The sequence below is a fragment of the Desulfitobacterium nosdiversum genome (genome assembly GCF_049860565.1).
Classification (GTDB): Bacteria; Bacillota; Desulfitobacteriia; order Desulfitobacteriales; family Desulfitobacteriaceae; genus Desulfitobacterium_A; species Desulfitobacterium_A nosdiversum.
The window spans coordinates 1,383,424-1,401,007 of the sequence record NZ_CP172056.1; the positions used below are offsets into that span (position 1 = coordinate 1,383,424).

Here is a 17,584-nt window from a genome sequence, read left to right on the forward strand (position 1 = left end):
CCTTATGTTATAATGAGAAACAAGAACTATAAAGGGGTATTTATCTATGCTTGATCGACGAACCTTTAAGAATCTTGATTTTCTTTTTGTTTTTTTTCTTCTGCTGCTTTTGGGTGCAAGTCTCTTAGTTTTAAGTACGGCATCCCTGAATGTCATCAAATCTCAACCTTATTTTTATGTCAAGGCTCAGGCGATGTGGATTGCGACGGGGATTGTTATTGCTGTTATTGTAGCAGCGATTGATTATCAAAAATTCAGGCGGTTCAGCTGGTGGATCTATGGATTGAATCTTGCTTTACTGGCTGCTGTGTTTGCTTTTGGAACTGCTGCTAAAGGGGCACAGCGCTGGATTCCGGTAACAGCAAGTTTTAACATTCAACCTTCCGAATTTGCCAAAGTCTTTATCATCATTACTCTGGCTGATTTCTTAGCAAAACGGCAGGGTAAATTAAACCGCTTTCGTGACTTCATTCCACCTTTTTTATTCGTAGCTGTCCCTATGGCGCTTATTTTTAAACAGCCTGATTTAGGGACAACCTTAGTTATTGCTGCTATTTTTGTTGGGATGATGTTTATCGCAGGGGCTAACCCTTGGAAGTTTGGAGGATTATTGCTGGGAGGAGCTTTAATCGTAGGAGTTGCACTTTGGCTCCATTTTTCTACGAATTTACCCGGCTTTTTAAAATTTGTCCAAGGCCTTCCGTTGCCGATGAAGGATTACCAACTGAAACGGTTGACTATTTTTATGAATCCTATGGCGGATACCTCGGGAGATGGATATCATATTATCCAATCGATCTGGGCTATTGGCTCCGGCGGCCTGTGGGGCAAGGGATATCGACAAGGAACTCAAGGTCAGCTCAATTTTTTGCCTGAACATCACACCGATTTTATCTTTTCGGTTATCGGTGAAGAGTTTGGGTTTATTGGGACAATCACCTTACTGTTTCTATTTGCAATCTTTTTGCTTAGGGCGATCAGCATTGCTATGAAATCAAAAGACCTACACGGCATGCTTGTGGGTTCGGGAGTCGTGTGCATGTTTGTCTTTCATATTCTTGTCAATATCGGGATGACTTCCGGGATAATGCCGGTTACAGGCATTCCGCTTCCGTTAATCAGTTACGGCGGCAGTACGATGTGGACTAATATGGCTGGAGTAGGACTTTTGCTCAGCATTAATTTAAGGCGACAGCGACTGATGTTCTAACTTAAAATACAAGATATAAGAAAGGCCGGAAGCATTATGCTTTCGGCCTTTTTGCAAAAAAATTAAGTTTTAATCAGCAAATTCTATTTTCCCTTTATCATCGACTTTAACGTTTAGTAATTTAATATAATTGTTCATGGCGTTAGTGTATTCGCAATAGTCTTCACTGAGTATTTTTAAGTTCTCAGTAAATTTTTCATAATAGTTAATATTCTTCATTTGTTCCTTCAAGGTTTTGTCTATTCTAAAAGTTTTTTGCCATGACGATTGCATATCAGCATCACTATTCAGCCTTTCTATAAACTCTAGGAATTGTTTCTTTTCATCAAGAAGTTCCTCATCTTTTATTCCAATCCATTTTTTTGCATTTTTTATAGAAACATTCTCATATTTTTCCATATCTTCGTCGGTTAAATTTTTATATATCTCTTTCATTTCTTCAGGATACTCAATACTCTCAACTTCATCTAAAAATTCAACCAAATTGAGCCAGGCATCCTCTTTTTCTTTTGTATCTATAGGAGAATTTAAAAAAGGGGCATAATGAATTACTAGCATTTTACCAAAGTTTCCAGGGAAAATACGTTTTAACTGTCTTTTCATAAATCCTTCTCTTTCTCGATCATCCATTTCTAAGCACTTATTTAAAAATAATAAATGTTTAGTTAATTCAATATTGGAATCGTTAGTGCTTTTTAAGCAAGACATTATGATATTCTTGCTTTTTCCGAGTCTATTTATTTTATCATTTATACTTATTAAGTGTTGTTCTAACTTGTCTTTTAACATTTCGGGCTTAACTATTATATCTTTAATTAGTTTAATGGGTACATCCAATTGTCTTAGAACAGATATCTGTACCAATTTATCAACATCGCTTTGTGAATACTCCCGATAGTTGTTTTCTGGATTGACTTGGGGCTTTATTAACCCCTCTTCCTCATAATAGTTTATTGCTTTCTTAGTAAGCGTTGTAATCTTCATGACTTCACTTATCTTCATTACAAATCCCTCCTGTACAAAACTATACACTAATACCTAAGGGAACAGTAAAGTGCAAATATCTTTAATCGTGAATTGCAGTTCAACTTTATTTTAATCTAACAGGAATGAAGGGAAGTTCTTTTTTTTTACCCCGAAGCATAAAAATTAGCAAGTGTACGAGCTAAGGGGTGTGGATAGGATGAATCCGTTTGAACGTTGGGATGATTGGGAATGGGAAAAAGCGGCGCAGGAATTAGGCCGTGAGCGGGGAACAAAATACCAAGATTGGCCGGTAAAACGAAATGCTACGAAAAGGTCTAAAAAAGAGCTTCTTTATTCATGGAATGGGACGCAAAAAAAGGCAGCTCTTTCGGTCGTATTTTTTCTCCTGCTTTTTTTCGCCTCGAAAGGAGAAGACATTCTTTCTAAATCCATTTATGACATTTATAAAGGAACGGTCAAAAATGGCGATATGTATGCCATGATGAACGGAATGGCTAAAGAAGCGATGGGAATTGGGTCCGGAGGCGTAAAAGCAACTCCGGTAGATGCACAAATGAAAGGAAAGTTTGTTCCGCCTCTTTCGGGGCCGGTAACTGCAGCTTTTGGAACAACAGATAGTCAAGGTAAAGGAAGTATTCATAACGGGATTGATATTGGGAGTGCTTTAGGGATTCCTGTAGTTTCTCCATATAAAGGGGTTGTGACACAAGTAGGGGAAGATCCTCAATTGGGTCGGTTAGTTAAACTGGATTTTTCGGATGGATGGACAGCTGTGTTGGCTAATCTCGGTGATGTCAGCGTGCAAAAAGGGCAGGCGGTTAAGGCAGGTGATGTTGTCGGAACCGTTGGACTCTCCGCCCCCCTTAAAAAACCGTGGCTTCATTTTGAATTGCGTAAGGATGGTCAACCCGTAAATCCTATGCCTTACCTCACATCAACAGCAAAGTAATATTTGAGGAGGCGGCAGAGTGGAAATATTTCAGATTAAAGGACTTAGTATTAGAGTCCATCCGACGTTTTTGCTCGTTTTACTTGCCTATGGGATCCTGGGACTGATAACCCAGGCTCTTTTAATCTTCGCCCTGGTCATTGGGCATGAGTTAGCTCACTTGCTTACGGCTAAGGCGTATGGATTTAAGGTGGTAGGATTGGAGATTTTCCCCTTTGGCGGGGCTGCTTACTGTGATGACCTATTTGAAGGGCGAAAAATAGAAGAAAGCATTATGGCAGTAGCGGGTCCATTATTTAATTTCCTATTGTTGTTTGCCGCTCAGGCAATTCGATGGCAAGGGTATTGGTCGGGAGGAAGCAGTGAAGAGTTTATACGTATCAACTTTTGGTTAGCCGCCTTTAATTTGCTGCCGCTGCTTCCCTTAGACGGGGGACGTATCGTACGAGCACTTTTTTCGGATGTTTTTGGTTTTGTGCGTACTACAAAAGTACTTGCCCGTTGCGGTCAAGCCTTTGGCATTATTTTAATTATTCTGGGATTGATTTTTGCGGGAAAAGGAAATTCTATGGAAGGGATCATTACACTCTTCCTATTGGCCGGTTTTTTCTTGCTTTCAGGCAATAAGGAAATTGCTTCCGCGCGAATTACCTTTTTGCGTCAGCTCACGCGTAAAAAGGAAGAACTACTGAGCAAAGGTTTTATGAAGAGCAAAGTTCTTACAGCTTACACTGAAACGCCACTTATTCGGATAATTGAAGAACTTACACCCGACCGCTATGCTCTCATTCATTTACCGGGCAAGGAGTTTCAGGTGGAGAGGACACTGACGGAGACCGAGGTTGTGGAGGGCATGATGAGGCATGGAATTCATTATCCTGTCGGGAAGCTTTGATCTCAGGCGATTTTAGAAGAGATGAAAGAGGCCTTTTGTTATCTATTCAGGCGGGGCGTTCGCCGACCGAACTAAGATTTAAACTCGGATTTTGGGAGGGGTACCTGCCAAAATCGCCATCCTTGGCTCTGTTGGCAGCAGAGCCCGTCCATGGGCTCTGCCCCGCTGAAGCTTCTGTCCCCGAGTTTAAATCAAGTTCGGTAACGTCTCACTTGAAAGCCTTCATAGCTAACAAAAGGCTCTTTCGGGTCCTTGAAAACTACGAGAAAAAGCAATTGCCTTGCCTTGTGGCAAGGAGCGGACTTGGAGATTATAAATTAAGCCTACTGAAAATCTTTGGCATATCAGTATTATTTATTAGAATACCTGAAAGCTTCAGAGAAAGCCTTTTAGCAGGAATGAAGGCTTGAAGAGAGCCGCCACCAAACTTGACGAAAACTCGATCAAAGACTTCAGCGGGGTGGCTCACATGGAAGTGAGCCACCGCCAACAGAGCCATGGATGGCGATTTTGGCGGGAACCCCATCCCGAGAAAACGAGTTTGAGTCCTAGTTTGATCGGCGAACGCCATCGCCTGAATGGATGCTAAAAGGCTATCTCCAAGATTTCTTCGATGTAATTCCAAAGCATTTAAAAACTCTCAGAACCTTGCTTTGCCGCCTGCAAATCGCCTTGCTGGAATAATCAGACGAGCTGTGCTATAATATCTAATTACAACGAAACAAGGAGGCACATTTTCAGCATGAGTGACGTTACCGCGGCAGATATCCGAAAGCAGGTTGAGATCTTCTTGCCAAAGGTACTGAAGCCGAGCCGATATTTAGGGTCTGAGTGGAATTCAATTCACAAAGACTGGGAAAAAACAACAGTTCATATGGCCTTTGCTTTCCCGGATGTGTATGAGGTTGGAATGTCTCACTTAGGAACCCGGATTCTTTATGCTCTTGGTAATTCAAAGGAGAATTTTCTCTGCGAACGGGTTTTCGCGCCATGGATCGATATGGAGGAGAAAATGCGCGAGAAGAACATACCTCTTTACGCATTAGAATCTTTTCGCCCCATCCGCGAATTCGATGTCGTGGGATTTACGCTTCAATATGAGATGAGCTTTACAAATATTTTAAACATGCTGGATCTTGCAGGAATTCCCCTACGGGCTAAAGATCGCGGACCGGAGCATCCATGGATTATTGCGGGCGGGCCTTGTGCCTTCAATCCAGAACCCCTGGCACCGTTTATCGACTTCTTTATGCTGGGTGAAGCGGAAGAAACGCTGCCTGAGCTCCTTCAACTTTTTGAAGAGCAAAAGAAAAACCCGGTTTCGCGTGAAGAGTTCCTCTTAAAGACCGCTAAAATTCAAGGGGCTTATGTTCCGGAGTTTTATGAAGTTCAGTATAAATCGGATGGACGGCTGGAAAAGATTGTTGCTGATTCTAGAGTTCCGAAAACAGTTGAAAAAGCGATTGTCCATAATCTTGATGAAGCCTTTTTCCCGACTGATCCGATCGTACCTTATATGGAGATCGTGCATGATCGGATGATGCTGGAGGTTATGAGAGGCTGTTCGAGAGGCTGCCGTTTCTGCCAAGCAGGGATGATCTATCGCCCGGTCCGTGAGCGTTCTCCGGAAACACTGATGCGCCAAACGGAAGAACTCGTTAAATCCACAGGCTATGAAGAGATTTCTTTGACTTCTCTTTCAACTGGAGACTATACCTGTGTTCAGCCTTTGATTCATGGAATTTTAGATAAATACAGCGCTGAAAAAGTGAGCGTTTCACTTCCTTCGTTAAGATTGGATTCTTTTGGTGTAGGCCTTGCTCGAGAGGTTCAAAAGGTCCGAAAATCTGGGTTAACCTTTGCGCCTGAAGCGGGAACCCAACGCCTTCGTGATGTCATCAATAAAGGGGTTACCGAAGAAAATCTTATACAGGCTGCAGAATCTGCTTTTAAGGCAGGGTGGTCTACAATCAAGCTTTACTTTATGATCGGATTGCCGACGGAAACACAGGAAGATATTGACGGAATAGCCTCCCTGGCCAAAAAAGTGGCAGAGTTAGGGACAAAACTGGGCAGACGTAATGTTAAAGTGACGGTTTCAACCAGTTCTTTTGTTCCAAAGGGACATACTCCCTTCCAGTGGGAGCCTCAGGAAGGGATGGCTTCGCTCGAACAAAAGCAGCACTATTTAAAGGAAAAGCTCAGAGATCGACGCATCAAATACAATTATCACGATGTTAAAACAAGTTACCTTGAAGCCGTTTTTGCTAAAGGCGACCGCAGACTGGCCGATTCTCTGGAATGGGCGTTCAAAAATGGATGCAAGTTTGACGGTTGGGCTGAGCATTTTAAATATGATACCTGGTTAGAGAGCTTTAAGACCCTCGGTTTAGATCCTCATTTTTACGCAAACCGAGCGACTGATTATGACGATGTTCTCCCTTGGGATCACTTGGAAAGCGGGGTAACCAAAAGGTTCCTTATCACAGAACATCGGAGAGCATTACAGGAAGCTAGAACTTTGGATTGCAGATATGAAGATTGCACTGGGTGTGGAATTTGCCCAGGCAGAGGGGTCCAGATTGATTTGAAAGGGTGAGTGCCTTGCGGGTAAGAATCGCCTTTACTAAAGTAAAAGAAGCTAAATATATTGCGCATCTTGATCTAGCACGTGTTTTTGAACGCTCGCTTCGTCGGGCAGGGATTAAAACGGCCTATTCTGAGGGATTTAACCCCCATCCGAAGATTTCCTTCGGTTCGGCTTTGGCTGTGGGTGTTGAAGGTGAAAGGGAATACGTCGATATCGAGCTGGCTCAGGAAATCGAGCTTAAAGAAATTCTGGGAAGGCTCCAGGAACAGCTGCCCGTTGGAATCCGTCTTCTCGAGGGAAGGGTTATCGCGGATGGAACAAAAGCCTTAATGGCGGTATTGAATTCTGCCAGCTACAACATCTCGGTTGCTTTGGGATTGCCCGTTTCTGAGGAACGCCTGCAGGAAGGAATTACCTCTTGGTTAGCAAGAAAGCAGATTCCTTATGAAAGGTACAGTAAAAAAGGACGTATTGAAAAGGATATTCGTCCTTGGGTTAAGGGACTGAAGGGTCATATTGATGGAGACAACGCTATTTTCGAATTGGAAGTTGAGGTAGGAAATCAAGGAAGTGTGCGACCTGAAGAGGTGATCGCCAGCCTTTGCGATCTGGAAAAGCTTCCCCTTGATTTAGATATCCTTAGAATTAAACGGACAGGAATCTACGTGAGCTATGAAGGGCAGAAATATTCTCCCATGGAACATGAGGCTTTTGGGAAGTGAGGAAAGCCCTTTGAAAGAAATTATTCTGCAAGGACAGGCTCAACAGATGAGAGCCGCTGTTTTTGAAGACGGAAATGTCATTGAAGTACACGAAGAAGAAGGTGCCTATTCTCATCTTGTTGGGAATATCTATCGAGGCCGGGTAGAAAATGTTCTGCCCGGCATGCAGGCAGCATTTGTCGATATTGGGCTGGGGAAAAATGCGTTTCTCTATGTTGCCGATGCCATTCCGCTGTGCTTTGATGGGGATGCCAAGGTAAGTGTAAACCGTTTGCCGCGGGTGGAGCAGGTCTTAAAGTCGCGTCAGGAGCTTTTGGTCCAAATTATTAAGGAACCTGTAGGAACAAAGGGAGCTCGTATTTCAACAAATATTACGATCCCAGGGCGATATACAGTTCTAATGCCAAATACAGACTATATCGGTGTTTCACGGCGAATTACGGATGAGGATGAACGCACCCGCTTAAGAGAACTGGCCAGGGGTATCTGTCCTCAGGGAATGGGTGTGATCATCCGAACACTCGCTGAAGGGGTTGAGGGCAACGAGCTTACTGAAGATTTGCAGGAGCTTGTTGAACTTTGGCAGCAGATTACTGAAAAATTACCTCATGTGTCGGTTCCCGGACTAGCCCATGAAGATGTAGACTTGTTATCACGCATGATTCGCGAATGGGTTGATAGTAGTGTAGAAGCACTTACAGTTAATCAACCTGAGGTTGCGGAAGGGCTGAGAAACGCGCTTCGAAAAATTGGCCATCCTGCAGCAAATCATGTGCGTCTGATCTATAAAGATAACTTATTCGATGATTATGGCGTGGATGACGAAATTCGTAAAGCGTTGCGTTCGAAAGTCTGGCTGAAAAGCGGTGGATATTTAGTCGTTCAACAGACCGAAGCCTTAACCGTCATTGATGTCAATACGGGAAAATACGTTGGACAGAATTCTCTCGAACATACTGTGCTGCATACGAATTGCGAGGCAGCGGAAGAGATTGCCCGACAATTAAGGCTGCGCAACCTTGGCGGGATTATTATTATCGACTTTATTGATATGATTTCCGAGGAAGATCAGAAGCAAGTGCTTGGGGTTCTGGAAAAGGCTTGTGCCAAAGATAAAGTAAAGTGTCAGATCATGGGCCTGACCCAGCTTGGCCTTGTCGAGATGACCCGTAAAAAGATCGGTCAGACCCTGGCTGTACGTTATAGCAAACCCTGTTCTTCCTGTGAAGGGACCGGACGAATCTGAGAGCAAGTACGTTATAGCGTTACATTCGCGCGATGTACATGTGAAAATCATTCGAGATAATCGTAATTTGCTTTTGAGTATGATTGGAATAGACCTGAAAAAGCTACTTATTGTATTTATTTTAAAATTGACAAATTGATGCACTTAATGCTAAAATAACTAAATGTGGTGACTTCTCACCGCAACCGCACAAATCAGGCAACTAACAAGTTTTAAAAAACTGGCCTGCACAGGCGAGTCTAGGCATGGGAGGTGTAATTATGTACGCAGTTATTGAAACAGGCGGTAAGCAATTCCGCGTTGAAGAAGGTAATGTTCTTTATGTGGAAAAGCTGAATGCAAACGTTGGAGACGCTGTGACCATTGACAAAGTTCTTTTAGTTGAAAAGGACGGCGTGGTTAAAGTCGGAACTCCAGTTGTTGACGGTGCTAAAGCAGTCCTTAAAGTAGTTGAGCATGGCAAAGGAGAGAAGATTATTGTCTTCAAGTACAAAGCCAAAAAGAACTACCGCCGTAAACAAGGACATCGTCAACCTTATACAAAAGTTCTCGTCGAAGCAATCCAAGCTTAAAATGAGGCAGGGAATACACTTAGTTATCTGGCTGGATGACGAACAGAGGATTCATAAGTTTGAACTGAGCGGGCATGCAGGATATGCTGAGTACGGACAAGATATTGTTTGTGCTGCAGTTTCTGCCTTGAGTATTTCAGCGGTAAATGGTTTAGAACACTTTTTGCCTCAACAACCCGAGGTTGAAGTGAGGGATACGGATGGGTATTTAACCTGTTCTCTTCCCGATTTAGATCCTCAAACCCTGGAACAAGCCCAATGGATTCTAAAAACAATGGTTTTGGGGATTGAAGAAATCCAGCAAAGCTATGGCAGTAAATATTTAATAATCACTCGGAGGAGGTGGACTCCATGTTAAAAATGAATCTGCAATTATTCGCCCATAAAAAAGGGGTAGGTAGCTCCCGAAATGGTCGTGATAGTGCGGCGCAGCGTTTAGGTGTGAAACGTGGCGACGGTCAATTCGTACTTGCGGGAAACATCATCGTTCGTCAACGCGGAACGAAATTCCATCCTGGCAAAAACTGCGGTCTGGGCAAGGATGATACCCTCTTTGCTACGATCGATGGCTATGTGAAATTCGAGCGCAAGGATCGCAACCGTAAACAAGTTAGCATTTATCCTGAGCGCCAGGTTGCTCAAGCTTAATTGACAACAGGAACTAGCCCCTGGGGATTCCCCAGGGGCTTTTTTGATGATGGAGGAACTCAATGCACGAGGGAGAAAATCTAGAACGCATCCTATTGAAAGAACAACTGGGATACTATCGCTTGCAGCGTCATGATTTTTTAAATCACGGTCAGGTTATCATGGGCTATCTTCAATTGGGGAAAAATGAGAAAGCCTTGGAATATATGCGTACGGCGATTCGTGGTTTGGAAGCCGAGCAGTCAGCCGGGCAAATTCCCCAAGAAACTGCGGGAGCAATCATCTTAGGATTTATTATTTCGCTGCAGAAAGAAGGCATTCCCGTCGAGTTTTATCTGGAGAAGCAGATGAAAACAGAGCTTTATTGGAAAGAATTTTGGCAGGAAGAATACGGACAAGCCTTGTACGGGTACACTAATGAATGCATACGGATTCTGTATGAAAAATATCGAGGAATAGACGGAGAACATCCCGATGTCTATTTAGACCTCGAGGGTCGCAACGGATTTTCCTTTCATTTAAAAACGATGCAAGGAGAAAAGGTGGTATGGGAAAATCGGTTGGAACTTGAAAACTAGATATTGCTGAAGCTTGAAGCGGATATAAAGGGGATTCAGGGTATGTTTTATGACCAAGCGAAAATTTATGTAAAAGGCGGAGACGGTGGCGCTGGAGCAGTCGCTTTTCGTCGGGAAAAATATGTTCCCGAGGGAGGCCCAAGCGGCGGAGACGGCGGACGGGGCGGAGACGTTGTTTTTATGGCTGATGAGGGCTTAAGAACACTTGTCGATTTCCGCTATAAACGCCATTATAAAGCGGACCGGGGAGAACACGGTCAGGGTAAAAATATGCATGGTAAAGGCGGGGAAGACTTCGTTGTTCGCATTCCAACCGGAACCTTAGTTAAGGATCAGGATACCGGAGAGGTTTTAGCTGATTTAACCGAGCATGGACAGAAGGTTGTCGTGGCTAAGGGAGGACGGGGAGGCCGCGGCAATGCTCGTTTTATGAGCAATACGAATAAGGCGCCGACCCTTGCCGAAAATGGCGAACCTGGAGAAGAACGCTATCTGACTTTGGAGCTGAAACTCCTAGCCGATGTCGGTCTTGTTGGTTTTCCGAATGTCGGAAAGTCAACCATGATTTCACGAGTATCAGCTGCTAAGCCCAAAATTGCGGATTATCATTTTACAACGCTCGTTCCGAACCTTGGAGTCGTAGAATTAGAAGATGGGGATAGTTTTGTTATGGCTGATATCCCTGGATTGATTGAAGGAGCACATACCGGAGCGGGACTTGGACATGAGTTTTTACGCCATACTGAGCGAACCCGTCTAATATTGCATGTTTTGGATATTGCCGGCTCGGAAAATCGTGACCCTCTTGAAGATTACCGGATTATTCAAGAGGAGCTGCAGCAATACAGCCCCGAACTTGCAAAACGGCCGATGATTATTGTTGCGAATAAAATGGATATTCCAGGTGCAGAAGAAAATTTAAAGCGCTTGAAAGAATCGTTAGGTGACGAGTTAGAAATTTTCCCGGTTTCTGCAGCAACCGGCGAAGGGCTGAAGGATGTAATCTACCGAATTGCTCAGTTATTGCCGGATATTCCGGCACCTGAGATTTTTGTTCGCGAGGATGAACAGCATAAGTTTACCCATGCCGAAGAAAAAGAACGCTTTGAACTGACAAGGGAAGACGGTGTCTTTGTTATTTCTGGGAAAGAGATAGAGAAGCATGTTAAAATGACTCTTTTCGAGAGTGAAGAAGGAGTTTATCGTTTCCAAAATATTTTAAAAGCCATGGGTGTGGATGATGCTCTTCGAGCAGCGGGAATTAAAGAGGGAGATAAAGTCCAGATTGCAGGAGTTGAGTTTAACTGGGAGGATTAGTTTAAGATTCTAAGATTCCAGGTTGATTTGGCGATAGAGATAGATAAATCAGCTGTCTAAGGAGGGTGCCTAGATTGAGCCGCAAAAAGTGGATCTGGGGTATCAGTGCATTACTCATTGTTCTTGGAGTTAGCTTAAGTGCTTGGTGGTTCGGAGGTGGAAAAGCCGCCGAAGTTAAGGTTAAAACGGCAGCAGCAGAAAATTCATCGATCCAGCAGGAAGTATATGCTTCAGGAACGGTTACCCCTGTTAATCAACAGCAGGTTACTGTCGTGGCACCCAGTAAAATATCCCAAGTCTATGTTAAAGTCGGGGATGCTGTAAAACCTGGTAAAGTTTTAGTTCAGATGGACACAACCCTTGCGGATGCTCAAGTCGCTCAAGCTCGTGCCGGAGTAAATACAGCCCAAACGAATCTGACTGCAGCACAAAGAACTTTGGATACGTTGAAAAGCGGTTCCGCGCCTTCTGAATTTGCTTTTGCAGGGACATCTTCTCAAGCTCAGGGGAGTTCTTCAATCCCAACTGTGGAGATTCCCATGAATATGGAAGTCAGCAGGGCTATGAGTATGGGCAGAGTTTCCGGTTTAACCGGTGATGTACCTGCGATTGTGCCAAGTGCTGAAGCGCAGACAGGATCTGCGCTTCAGCAAGCGGAAACTGCAGTTTCGCAGGCAAAGGCAATGCTTCAACAGGCCCAGGAAGGGCTGAAGGTAGCTCAAGCTCAACGCGCGCAAAATGTGTATACCGCAAGTATCGCGGGAACAGTGCTTGAGTTGAATGCTCAGAGCGAAAGCATGGCTTCTTTGCAGTCACCGCTTATTACTATCGGAGATTTGAGCAAGCTCCAGGTTACGGCAGAACTTAACGAGGTTGATGCGGGAAAGGTTCAATCCGGACAGAAGGTTAAGGTGACAAGTAAAGTTGTTGGCAATACTCCATTGACGGGTGCAGTTTCGGAGGTTTCGCCTCAAGCAGCAAGTAAAGTAAGTCTCCAGGGGAATACGACACCTTTGGTCGGAATTAAAGTGGATCTTCAAAATATTCCTGCAGAACTAAAACCGGGATATACGGTTGATTTAAACATTGCGACTGCAGCAAAAAACAATGTTTTAGCCATTCCCTCAGAAGCTCTTTTCCAAGAAAGCGGCAAGAACTATGTTTTTCGAGTGGTCAATAAAAAACTGGCAAAAACGGAAGTGAATATTGGAATCGCGAATGAAACCTTGCAGGAGATTACGTCAGGATTAAAAGAGGGTGACATTGTTGTCCTTAATCCAACTGCACAGCTGGCAAACGGTTTACCTGTCCAGTTAGATACGGGAAGTGTTTCGCGATGAGCTTTCTGGAAAGCTTACGAGGTGCACTTTCCAACTTAAAAACGAATAAACTTCGAGCAGGGTTAACGATGCTCGGAATTATCATCGGGATTGCAGCGGTTATCGCGGTTGTGACGATCGGGATGGGGGGCAAGGCTGCGATCATGCAAGAAATGGAGAAGACTGGAGTCAATCTGTTTATTCTTTACTCCAAAACGGTGGGCCAAAGAAATTCACCCGATGGAAATAATCTGACCTGGCAGGATATGGAGAGCCTTAAGCGCGCATTGCCGCAAGTTAAGAGTCTTATTCCGGCAAGTATGGAATACGGAACACTTGAAGTACAGCAAAAAAATATCTCTGTTATGATTGTTGGAACAACGCCGGGGTTTGCCGAGGTCCGACGCCGAGATGTCGCCAGCGGCCGGTTTTTTACAGATGAAGAGCTTGCTGCAGACCGGCGGGTGGTTGTCATTGATCAAAAAGTCGCAGATACTCTTTTTGGAGCGGGAAATCCACTGGGGCAACAGGTGATTGTCCACAATGTTCCTTGCCGTGTTATCGGCGTATTGGCGAAGGACCAGTCTGCATTTGCCCAGTTTGATATGGGCCCACAGAACGCATTCGCCTATTTGCCCTGGGGAACATGGTCGGACATTTATAGTTCCCGGCGAGTGGATCAGCTTCAGGGCTCAACGGTAAATGAAGCAGATTTAGAAGGAACGATAACGCAGGCCAAACGAATTTTGAATCAACGCCATGGGACAATAGATCAATATGATGCTTTTAATGTCCAGCAGCTTGTTCAGGCTGCCAATAAGATTACAAAGATTTTGACCAGTATTATTGGTTTAGTCGCAGGAATTTCCCTTATCGTCGGGGGAATCGGTATTATGAATATTATGCTGGTGTCAGTGACCGAACGGACTCGGGAAATCGGGCTGAGAAAGGCACTTGGTGCCAAAGAACGAGATATTTTGACTCAATTCCTGCTGGAGGCCACAGTCATTTCTTTGATTGGGGGTATAATTGGAATTATTGTTGGTTCGGGAAGTGCACTTTTGGCGGCGAAATTACTTAAATGGCCGCCGCTGTTATCAAGTTGGGCAATTGTTACGGCTGTAACCTTTTCGATTGTCGTCGGTGTTTTCTTTGGATATTATCCTGCTCAGAAGGCTGCAAAGCTTGAACCTATGGATGCACTACGGTATGAATAAGGAATTTTCTTTTACATCGCTCACTCTGTAAGCAGAGCGGACCAAACTAGTCGCTCGAGTCCTCCGCTATGACGGGACCTGACCAAATCGTCTCCTGACTCAGTGGTCAGTTGGAAACGTCATGTTTCCAACCCGTCTCCGCTATGTACTCTTCACGAAGTATGGTCTCCGCTTGCTTAGAAGACGTTTTCTTATGTAAAATAAAATTCTTAATTAAAGTGAAGTATAGAAAGGCTTAGGGGGATTTTTGTGTTAACAGGAAAACAAAAACGTTATCTTCGGTCCATGGGAAATGAAATGGATCCAATTTTTCAAGTCGGTAAAGAAGGCGTTACAGAGGCTGTTGTTACTTCTGTAAACGAAGCTTTAGAGGCTCGGGAGCTTATCAAAGGGCGGGTGCTGCAAAACAGTTTGGAAGAACCTAAATCGGCAGCCGAAGATTTAGCCGCACGTACCGGAGCGGAATTAGTCCAAGTTATCGGGCGGAATTTCCTGCTTTACCGGGAATCCTCAAAGAACCCCATGATAATTTTGCCATAAATCTAAGAAGCATTTAAATATTTACTAATGCCAAAAGAAGCAAGAGTCAATTCTTGCTTCTTTTGCGTTAAATAAGGAGACTACGAAATCCATCACGGATTGAGTATAAGTGATTCCTGTATAGCATCGGTGAAAATAAACAGGATGCCGATGAACGGACCGGAAAGTATTAATGCTTTCTGAGTAATAATTCTATATTTAACTACGGCTTCATTATCAATAAAGCAGCAGCTATCTGAGTATCGCCATAACTAGCCAGGAAATTATTTAGAATTATATTGGACACGCTCATTATAATATCCATGATAAATGAAGGGATATCTATAGGAAAAATGCCGGTCAGAATTTTGTCGCTCATTTTGAAAGCCTTTTAGCGAAATAGACAAGATTATAAAGAAAATTAAGATAAAGAAACTAAACTTGCTGAATATTGTTGGAATATTTATCCAAATAAATAGCAGGGAATTTAAACTATATCAAGAAAATTTATAAATTAGCAAATAAAATAATTTTTAATACATAACTATTATTTAATTCTGTCAGGAGAATTCACATGATCTCCAATATTAGGAAAATAACTTTCTTGTTACTATTTATCTCTTTAACTTTTAGTTCTGTTGGGTGTTCTATGAATAATGGAATGATAATTGAAATACATAAAAACATGTCTGATTATTTGCGAAGCACCTACGGACATGACTTTGTGGTAGAAAAGCCTGCACTTTCCGGCAATGAAGGGTTCGGGTACCACAATTACTACGCCAGGGCTTATCCAAAGGAACAGCCGGATTTAAGGTTCATTGTCAACTGGGAGAAAAACAAGGGAGTCTATGATGACAATTATTTAGGGACAAAATGGACCAAACAAGGAACAGAAGTGATGACCAGACGGCTTCGGGAGGTGTATGGAGACGACTTCTGGCTGGAAGAGTATTGGCTATCATATAACGACAAAAAGGTCAAGGACTTGGATTATCCTGATATTATCAGCAAATATGCGGACAAAATGAGAGTTGATATCAGTTATTATGTATTTCTTGACAACGAACTGGACAAAAAATATGAAGCCGAAAGGGCATATAAAATTTTAAGACAGAATTTTATTGACACTAAAACTCTACAGTTTAATTTTATTGTGGGTTATTTACTCAAGAATAGGAAAGAAGATTTGTTTTATGTCTTTAATTCTACAAAGAAGGGAGATGGAGCAAGAGCGCAATCAGAGTTGTATAAAACGGGAATTTTACAAAACTGGTTGCTAGTTCAATATTCGAAACGTTTAAGCGAAGAGCATAGTGATGGATTTAAAAAAGTTAATGACATTAATGATCTATTAGATAGATTTAAGTATTAAGGGAGAAAAACAAATGTCAATAAATTTAACAGATCAATCTTTAGTATTTTCTCGGAAGGAACATTAGGAACCCATATGGTACTATTTTCTTCTAATTTGGAAGGAAATAAATATTCCACTTCAATTAAGTAAAACATGGGAGAATGACTTACCGCTTATATGGGAAAAGCTCTCTATTAATATTCCAGAAGATATGAAGGAAAAGAAAGATGAAATTATTAAAAGCCTTAGAAACGTTGACAATAGCAGAGCTTGAAGCTCTTGTTGAGCGAGTATCTGTCATTGACCCAACAGTTCCAGCTGGTTCAACTACTGAAAAAGTCAAGAAAAGCGTACACCCAAACAGGCCCATGAACCCTTTTGAATGTTCTTCATCAAGCCACCTTGGAAAGGAATAAAGCTCTCTTTTTAAGTGGAGGCAAATTTCCCTCATTCGCCGTATATCGCCGTTCTAAATTGTAGTAAAGTTCAATCCAGGCAAAGACTTTACTTCGGACTTCCTCTCGGGTCAACTTATAAAGCGGAATCCGATAGATTAAATCCTTTTTCAAGGTCGCGAAAAAGCTCTCCATCCGGGCATTATCAAAGCAACTTCCGGTGCGTCCCATGCTTTGCCGGATATGATATTTATCGAGTTCTTGGCGATATTCACGACTGGTATAATCGACTAAAGAAAAGGGATTGCTCCCTTTCCCTCGTCTAAGAACCGTACGTGAGAGTTTCCCGCTCATACGGCTCAAGCATTTCTTCACCATTTCTGGCGGCAACCAGTGATTTTAACTTGATTTTTCTCTTCTCAAAATACTCATCGTGTAAGAAGGGATTTCGAGAAATTTGCAATTTAGGGTGTCGGATGATGTCTATCCTTCTTAGATTAATAAGACTGTATTCATCCGTCATGAACAGCCATCTCTTGCCATTCTTTTCATGCCAATATTTGTTCAGTCGCCACCATTTATTTTTGTTGGGGTGTCGGTGTTCTGCCCATTGTTGTAATAACAGATACAGAGTGTTGTTGATGTAAGAAAAGGCTTGACTTGCCACAACATGTCGGTGATAGTTGGTCCACCCTCTAATCACTTGGTTTAGCCTTCGGATTAATTCAGATTGACTGTCTGCTTTTCCTTCTTTCAGAATGATAGTAGCACATTTCCTTGTCAGGGTTATTATTGAATTCTTTGATGGTTTGACCATTAATTTTCCTTTGAACTTTCGAAATGTCCAACCAAGAAAGTCGAAGCCGTCATCTATACGCGTGATCATAGTTTTCTTTTCAGATAGAGTTAGTCCTCGGTTTTTAAGAAATTGACTAACAATGTCTTTGAGTTTTTTTGCTATTTCTTTTGTATTTGCGGTGAGATAAAGTAGGCTAATGACATTTCTTGATAATTGGCTAAATGAAAACGGACGATAAGTAAAGTGAAATTTATTTTATAGGAG

At 42.8% G+C, this 17,584-nt stretch carries 20 protein-coding genes and 1 other annotated feature; of the genes, 16 read left to right on the forward strand and 4 right to left on the reverse strand.

The genetic code is table 11. The features are described 5' to 3' along the window. Positions 1-46 precede the first annotated feature (46 nt). Positions 47-1,210, forward strand: a complete 1,164-nt coding sequence (gene rodA / locus ACHOLT_RS06610) for a rod shape-determining protein RodA (protein ID WP_425806682.1) — start codon at positions 47-49, stop codon at positions 1,208-1,210. A gap of 69 nt (positions 1,211-1,279) precedes the next feature. Here the strand turns inward: rodA and ACHOLT_RS06615 are convergent, their stop codons facing one another. Then, positions 1,280-2,212, reverse strand: a complete 933-nt coding sequence (locus ACHOLT_RS06615; protein ID WP_425806684.1) for a MerR family transcriptional regulator — start codon at positions 2,210-2,212, stop codon at positions 1,280-1,282. Positions 2,213-2,393: 181 nt separating this feature from the next. Here ACHOLT_RS06615 and ACHOLT_RS06620 point away from each other — a divergent pair, with 181 nt between their 5' ends. Together ACHOLT_RS06620 and ACHOLT_RS06625 are read left to right on the forward strand one after the other, a co-directional pair. Beyond that, positions 2,394-3,146 carry a murein hydrolase activator EnvC family protein gene (locus ACHOLT_RS06620; protein WP_425806685.1) on the forward strand — a complete coding sequence of 251 codons (753 nt, stop codon included), beginning with the start codon at positions 2,394-2,396 and terminating at the stop codon, positions 3,144-3,146. A gap of 19 nt (positions 3,147-3,165) precedes the next feature. Continuing rightward, positions 3,166-4,041 (forward strand): site-2 protease family protein, encoded by an 876-nt coding sequence (locus ACHOLT_RS06625; RefSeq protein WP_425806688.1) that lies wholly within the window; start codon positions 3,166-3,168, stop codon positions 4,039-4,041. 310 nt (positions 4,042-4,351) lie between these two features. On the opposite strand, the gene ACHOLT_RS06630 is transcribed toward ACHOLT_RS06625, so the two are convergent. Continuing rightward, complete coding sequence (locus ACHOLT_RS06630; protein WP_425806690.1) at positions 4,352-4,612, reverse strand: hypothetical protein; 261 nt, start codon at positions 4,610-4,612, stop codon at positions 4,352-4,354. A 171-nt stretch (positions 4,613-4,783) separates the two neighbouring features. Here ACHOLT_RS06630 and ACHOLT_RS06635 point away from each other — a divergent pair, with 171 nt between their 5' ends. From ACHOLT_RS06635 to ACHOLT_RS06695, 13 genes are all read left to right on the forward strand, one after another. Next, complete coding sequence (locus ACHOLT_RS06635; RefSeq protein ID WP_425806691.1) at positions 4,784-6,640, forward strand: TIGR03960 family B12-binding radical SAM protein; 1,857 nt, start codon at positions 4,784-4,786, stop codon at positions 6,638-6,640. Continuing rightward, a complete protein-coding gene (locus tag ACHOLT_RS06640) occupies positions 6,637-7,353 on the forward strand; it encodes a TIGR03936 family radical SAM-associated protein (RefSeq protein WP_425806693.1) in 717 nt (238 codons plus the stop codon). The genes ACHOLT_RS06635 and ACHOLT_RS06640 overlap by 4 nt, the downstream gene beginning before the upstream one ends. 10 nt (positions 7,354-7,363) lie before the next feature. Further along, positions 7,364-8,599 carry an Rne/Rng family ribonuclease gene (locus ACHOLT_RS06645; protein ID WP_425806695.1) on the forward strand — a complete coding sequence of 412 codons (1,236 nt, stop codon included), beginning with the start codon at positions 7,364-7,366 and terminating at the stop codon, positions 8,597-8,599. Between the two features lie 173 nt (positions 8,600-8,772). Further along, positions 8,773-8,850: a sequence feature (ribosomal protein L21 leader region), on the forward strand. A 9-nt stretch (positions 8,851-8,859) separates the two neighbouring features. After that, complete coding sequence (rplU, locus tag ACHOLT_RS06650; protein ID WP_425806697.1) at positions 8,860-9,171, forward strand: 50S ribosomal protein L21; 312 nt, start codon at positions 8,860-8,862, stop codon at positions 9,169-9,171. A gap of 1 nt (position 9,172) precedes the next feature. Further along, complete coding sequence (locus ACHOLT_RS06655) at positions 9,173-9,529, forward strand: ribosomal-processing cysteine protease Prp (RefSeq protein WP_425806698.1); 357 nt, start codon at positions 9,173-9,175, stop codon at positions 9,527-9,529. Then, complete coding sequence (gene rpmA, locus ACHOLT_RS06660) at positions 9,523-9,819, forward strand: 50S ribosomal protein L27 (RefSeq protein ID WP_425806701.1); 297 nt, start codon at positions 9,523-9,525, stop codon at positions 9,817-9,819. The genes ACHOLT_RS06655 and rpmA overlap by 7 nt, the downstream gene beginning before the upstream one ends. Before the next feature lie 62 nt (positions 9,820-9,881). Continuing rightward, a complete protein-coding gene (locus ACHOLT_RS06665; protein ID WP_425806703.1) occupies positions 9,882-10,397 on the forward strand; it encodes a Spo0B domain-containing protein in 516 nt (171 codons plus the stop codon). Between the two features lie 42 nt (positions 10,398-10,439). After that, entirely contained in the window at positions 10,440-11,714 is a 1,275-nt protein-coding gene (gene obgE / locus ACHOLT_RS06670) for a GTPase ObgE (RefSeq protein ID WP_425806704.1), read from the forward strand. A gap of 74 nt (positions 11,715-11,788) precedes the next feature. Continuing rightward, positions 11,789-13,054: an efflux RND transporter periplasmic adaptor subunit gene (locus ACHOLT_RS06675; protein WP_425806706.1), complete on the forward strand. Its 1,266-nt coding sequence runs from the start codon at positions 11,789-11,791 to the stop codon at positions 13,052-13,054. Then, on the forward strand, positions 13,051-14,250 hold the full coding sequence (locus tag ACHOLT_RS06680; RefSeq protein ID WP_425806708.1) for an ABC transporter permease: 1,200 nt from the start codon (positions 13,051-13,053) through the stop codon (positions 14,248-14,250). Before ACHOLT_RS06675 ends, ACHOLT_RS06680 begins: the two co-directional genes overlap by 4 nt. 249 nt (positions 14,251-14,499) lie before the next feature. Continuing rightward, on the forward strand, positions 14,500-14,790 hold the full coding sequence (yhbY, locus tag ACHOLT_RS06685) for a ribosome assembly RNA-binding protein YhbY (protein WP_425806710.1): 291 nt from the start codon (positions 14,500-14,502) through the stop codon (positions 14,788-14,790). Between the two features lie 628 nt (positions 14,791-15,418). Then, on the forward strand, positions 15,419-16,144 hold the full coding sequence (locus ACHOLT_RS06690) for a hypothetical protein (RefSeq protein ID WP_425806712.1): 726 nt from the start codon (positions 15,419-15,421) through the stop codon (positions 16,142-16,144). 209 nt (positions 16,145-16,353) lie between these two features. Then, a complete protein-coding gene (locus tag ACHOLT_RS06695; RefSeq protein ID WP_425806713.1) occupies positions 16,354-16,542 on the forward strand; it encodes a hypothetical protein in 189 nt (62 codons plus the stop codon). Here the strand turns inward: ACHOLT_RS06695 and ACHOLT_RS06700 are convergent. Both ACHOLT_RS06700 and ACHOLT_RS06705 read right to left on the reverse strand, forming a co-directional pair. Next, positions 16,519-16,875, reverse strand: coding sequence for an integrase core domain-containing protein (locus ACHOLT_RS06700; protein ID WP_425806715.1), 357 nt, complete (start codon positions 16,873-16,875; stop codon positions 16,519-16,521). The genes ACHOLT_RS06695 and ACHOLT_RS06700 overlap by 24 nt on opposite strands. Continuing rightward, positions 16,844-17,407: a group II intron maturase-specific domain-containing protein gene (locus ACHOLT_RS06705; RefSeq protein ID WP_425806716.1), complete on the reverse strand. Its 564-nt coding sequence runs from the start codon at positions 17,405-17,407 to the stop codon at positions 16,844-16,846. Before ACHOLT_RS06705 ends, ACHOLT_RS06700 begins: the two co-directional genes overlap by 32 nt. Between the last annotated feature and the right edge of the window lie 177 nt (positions 17,408-17,584).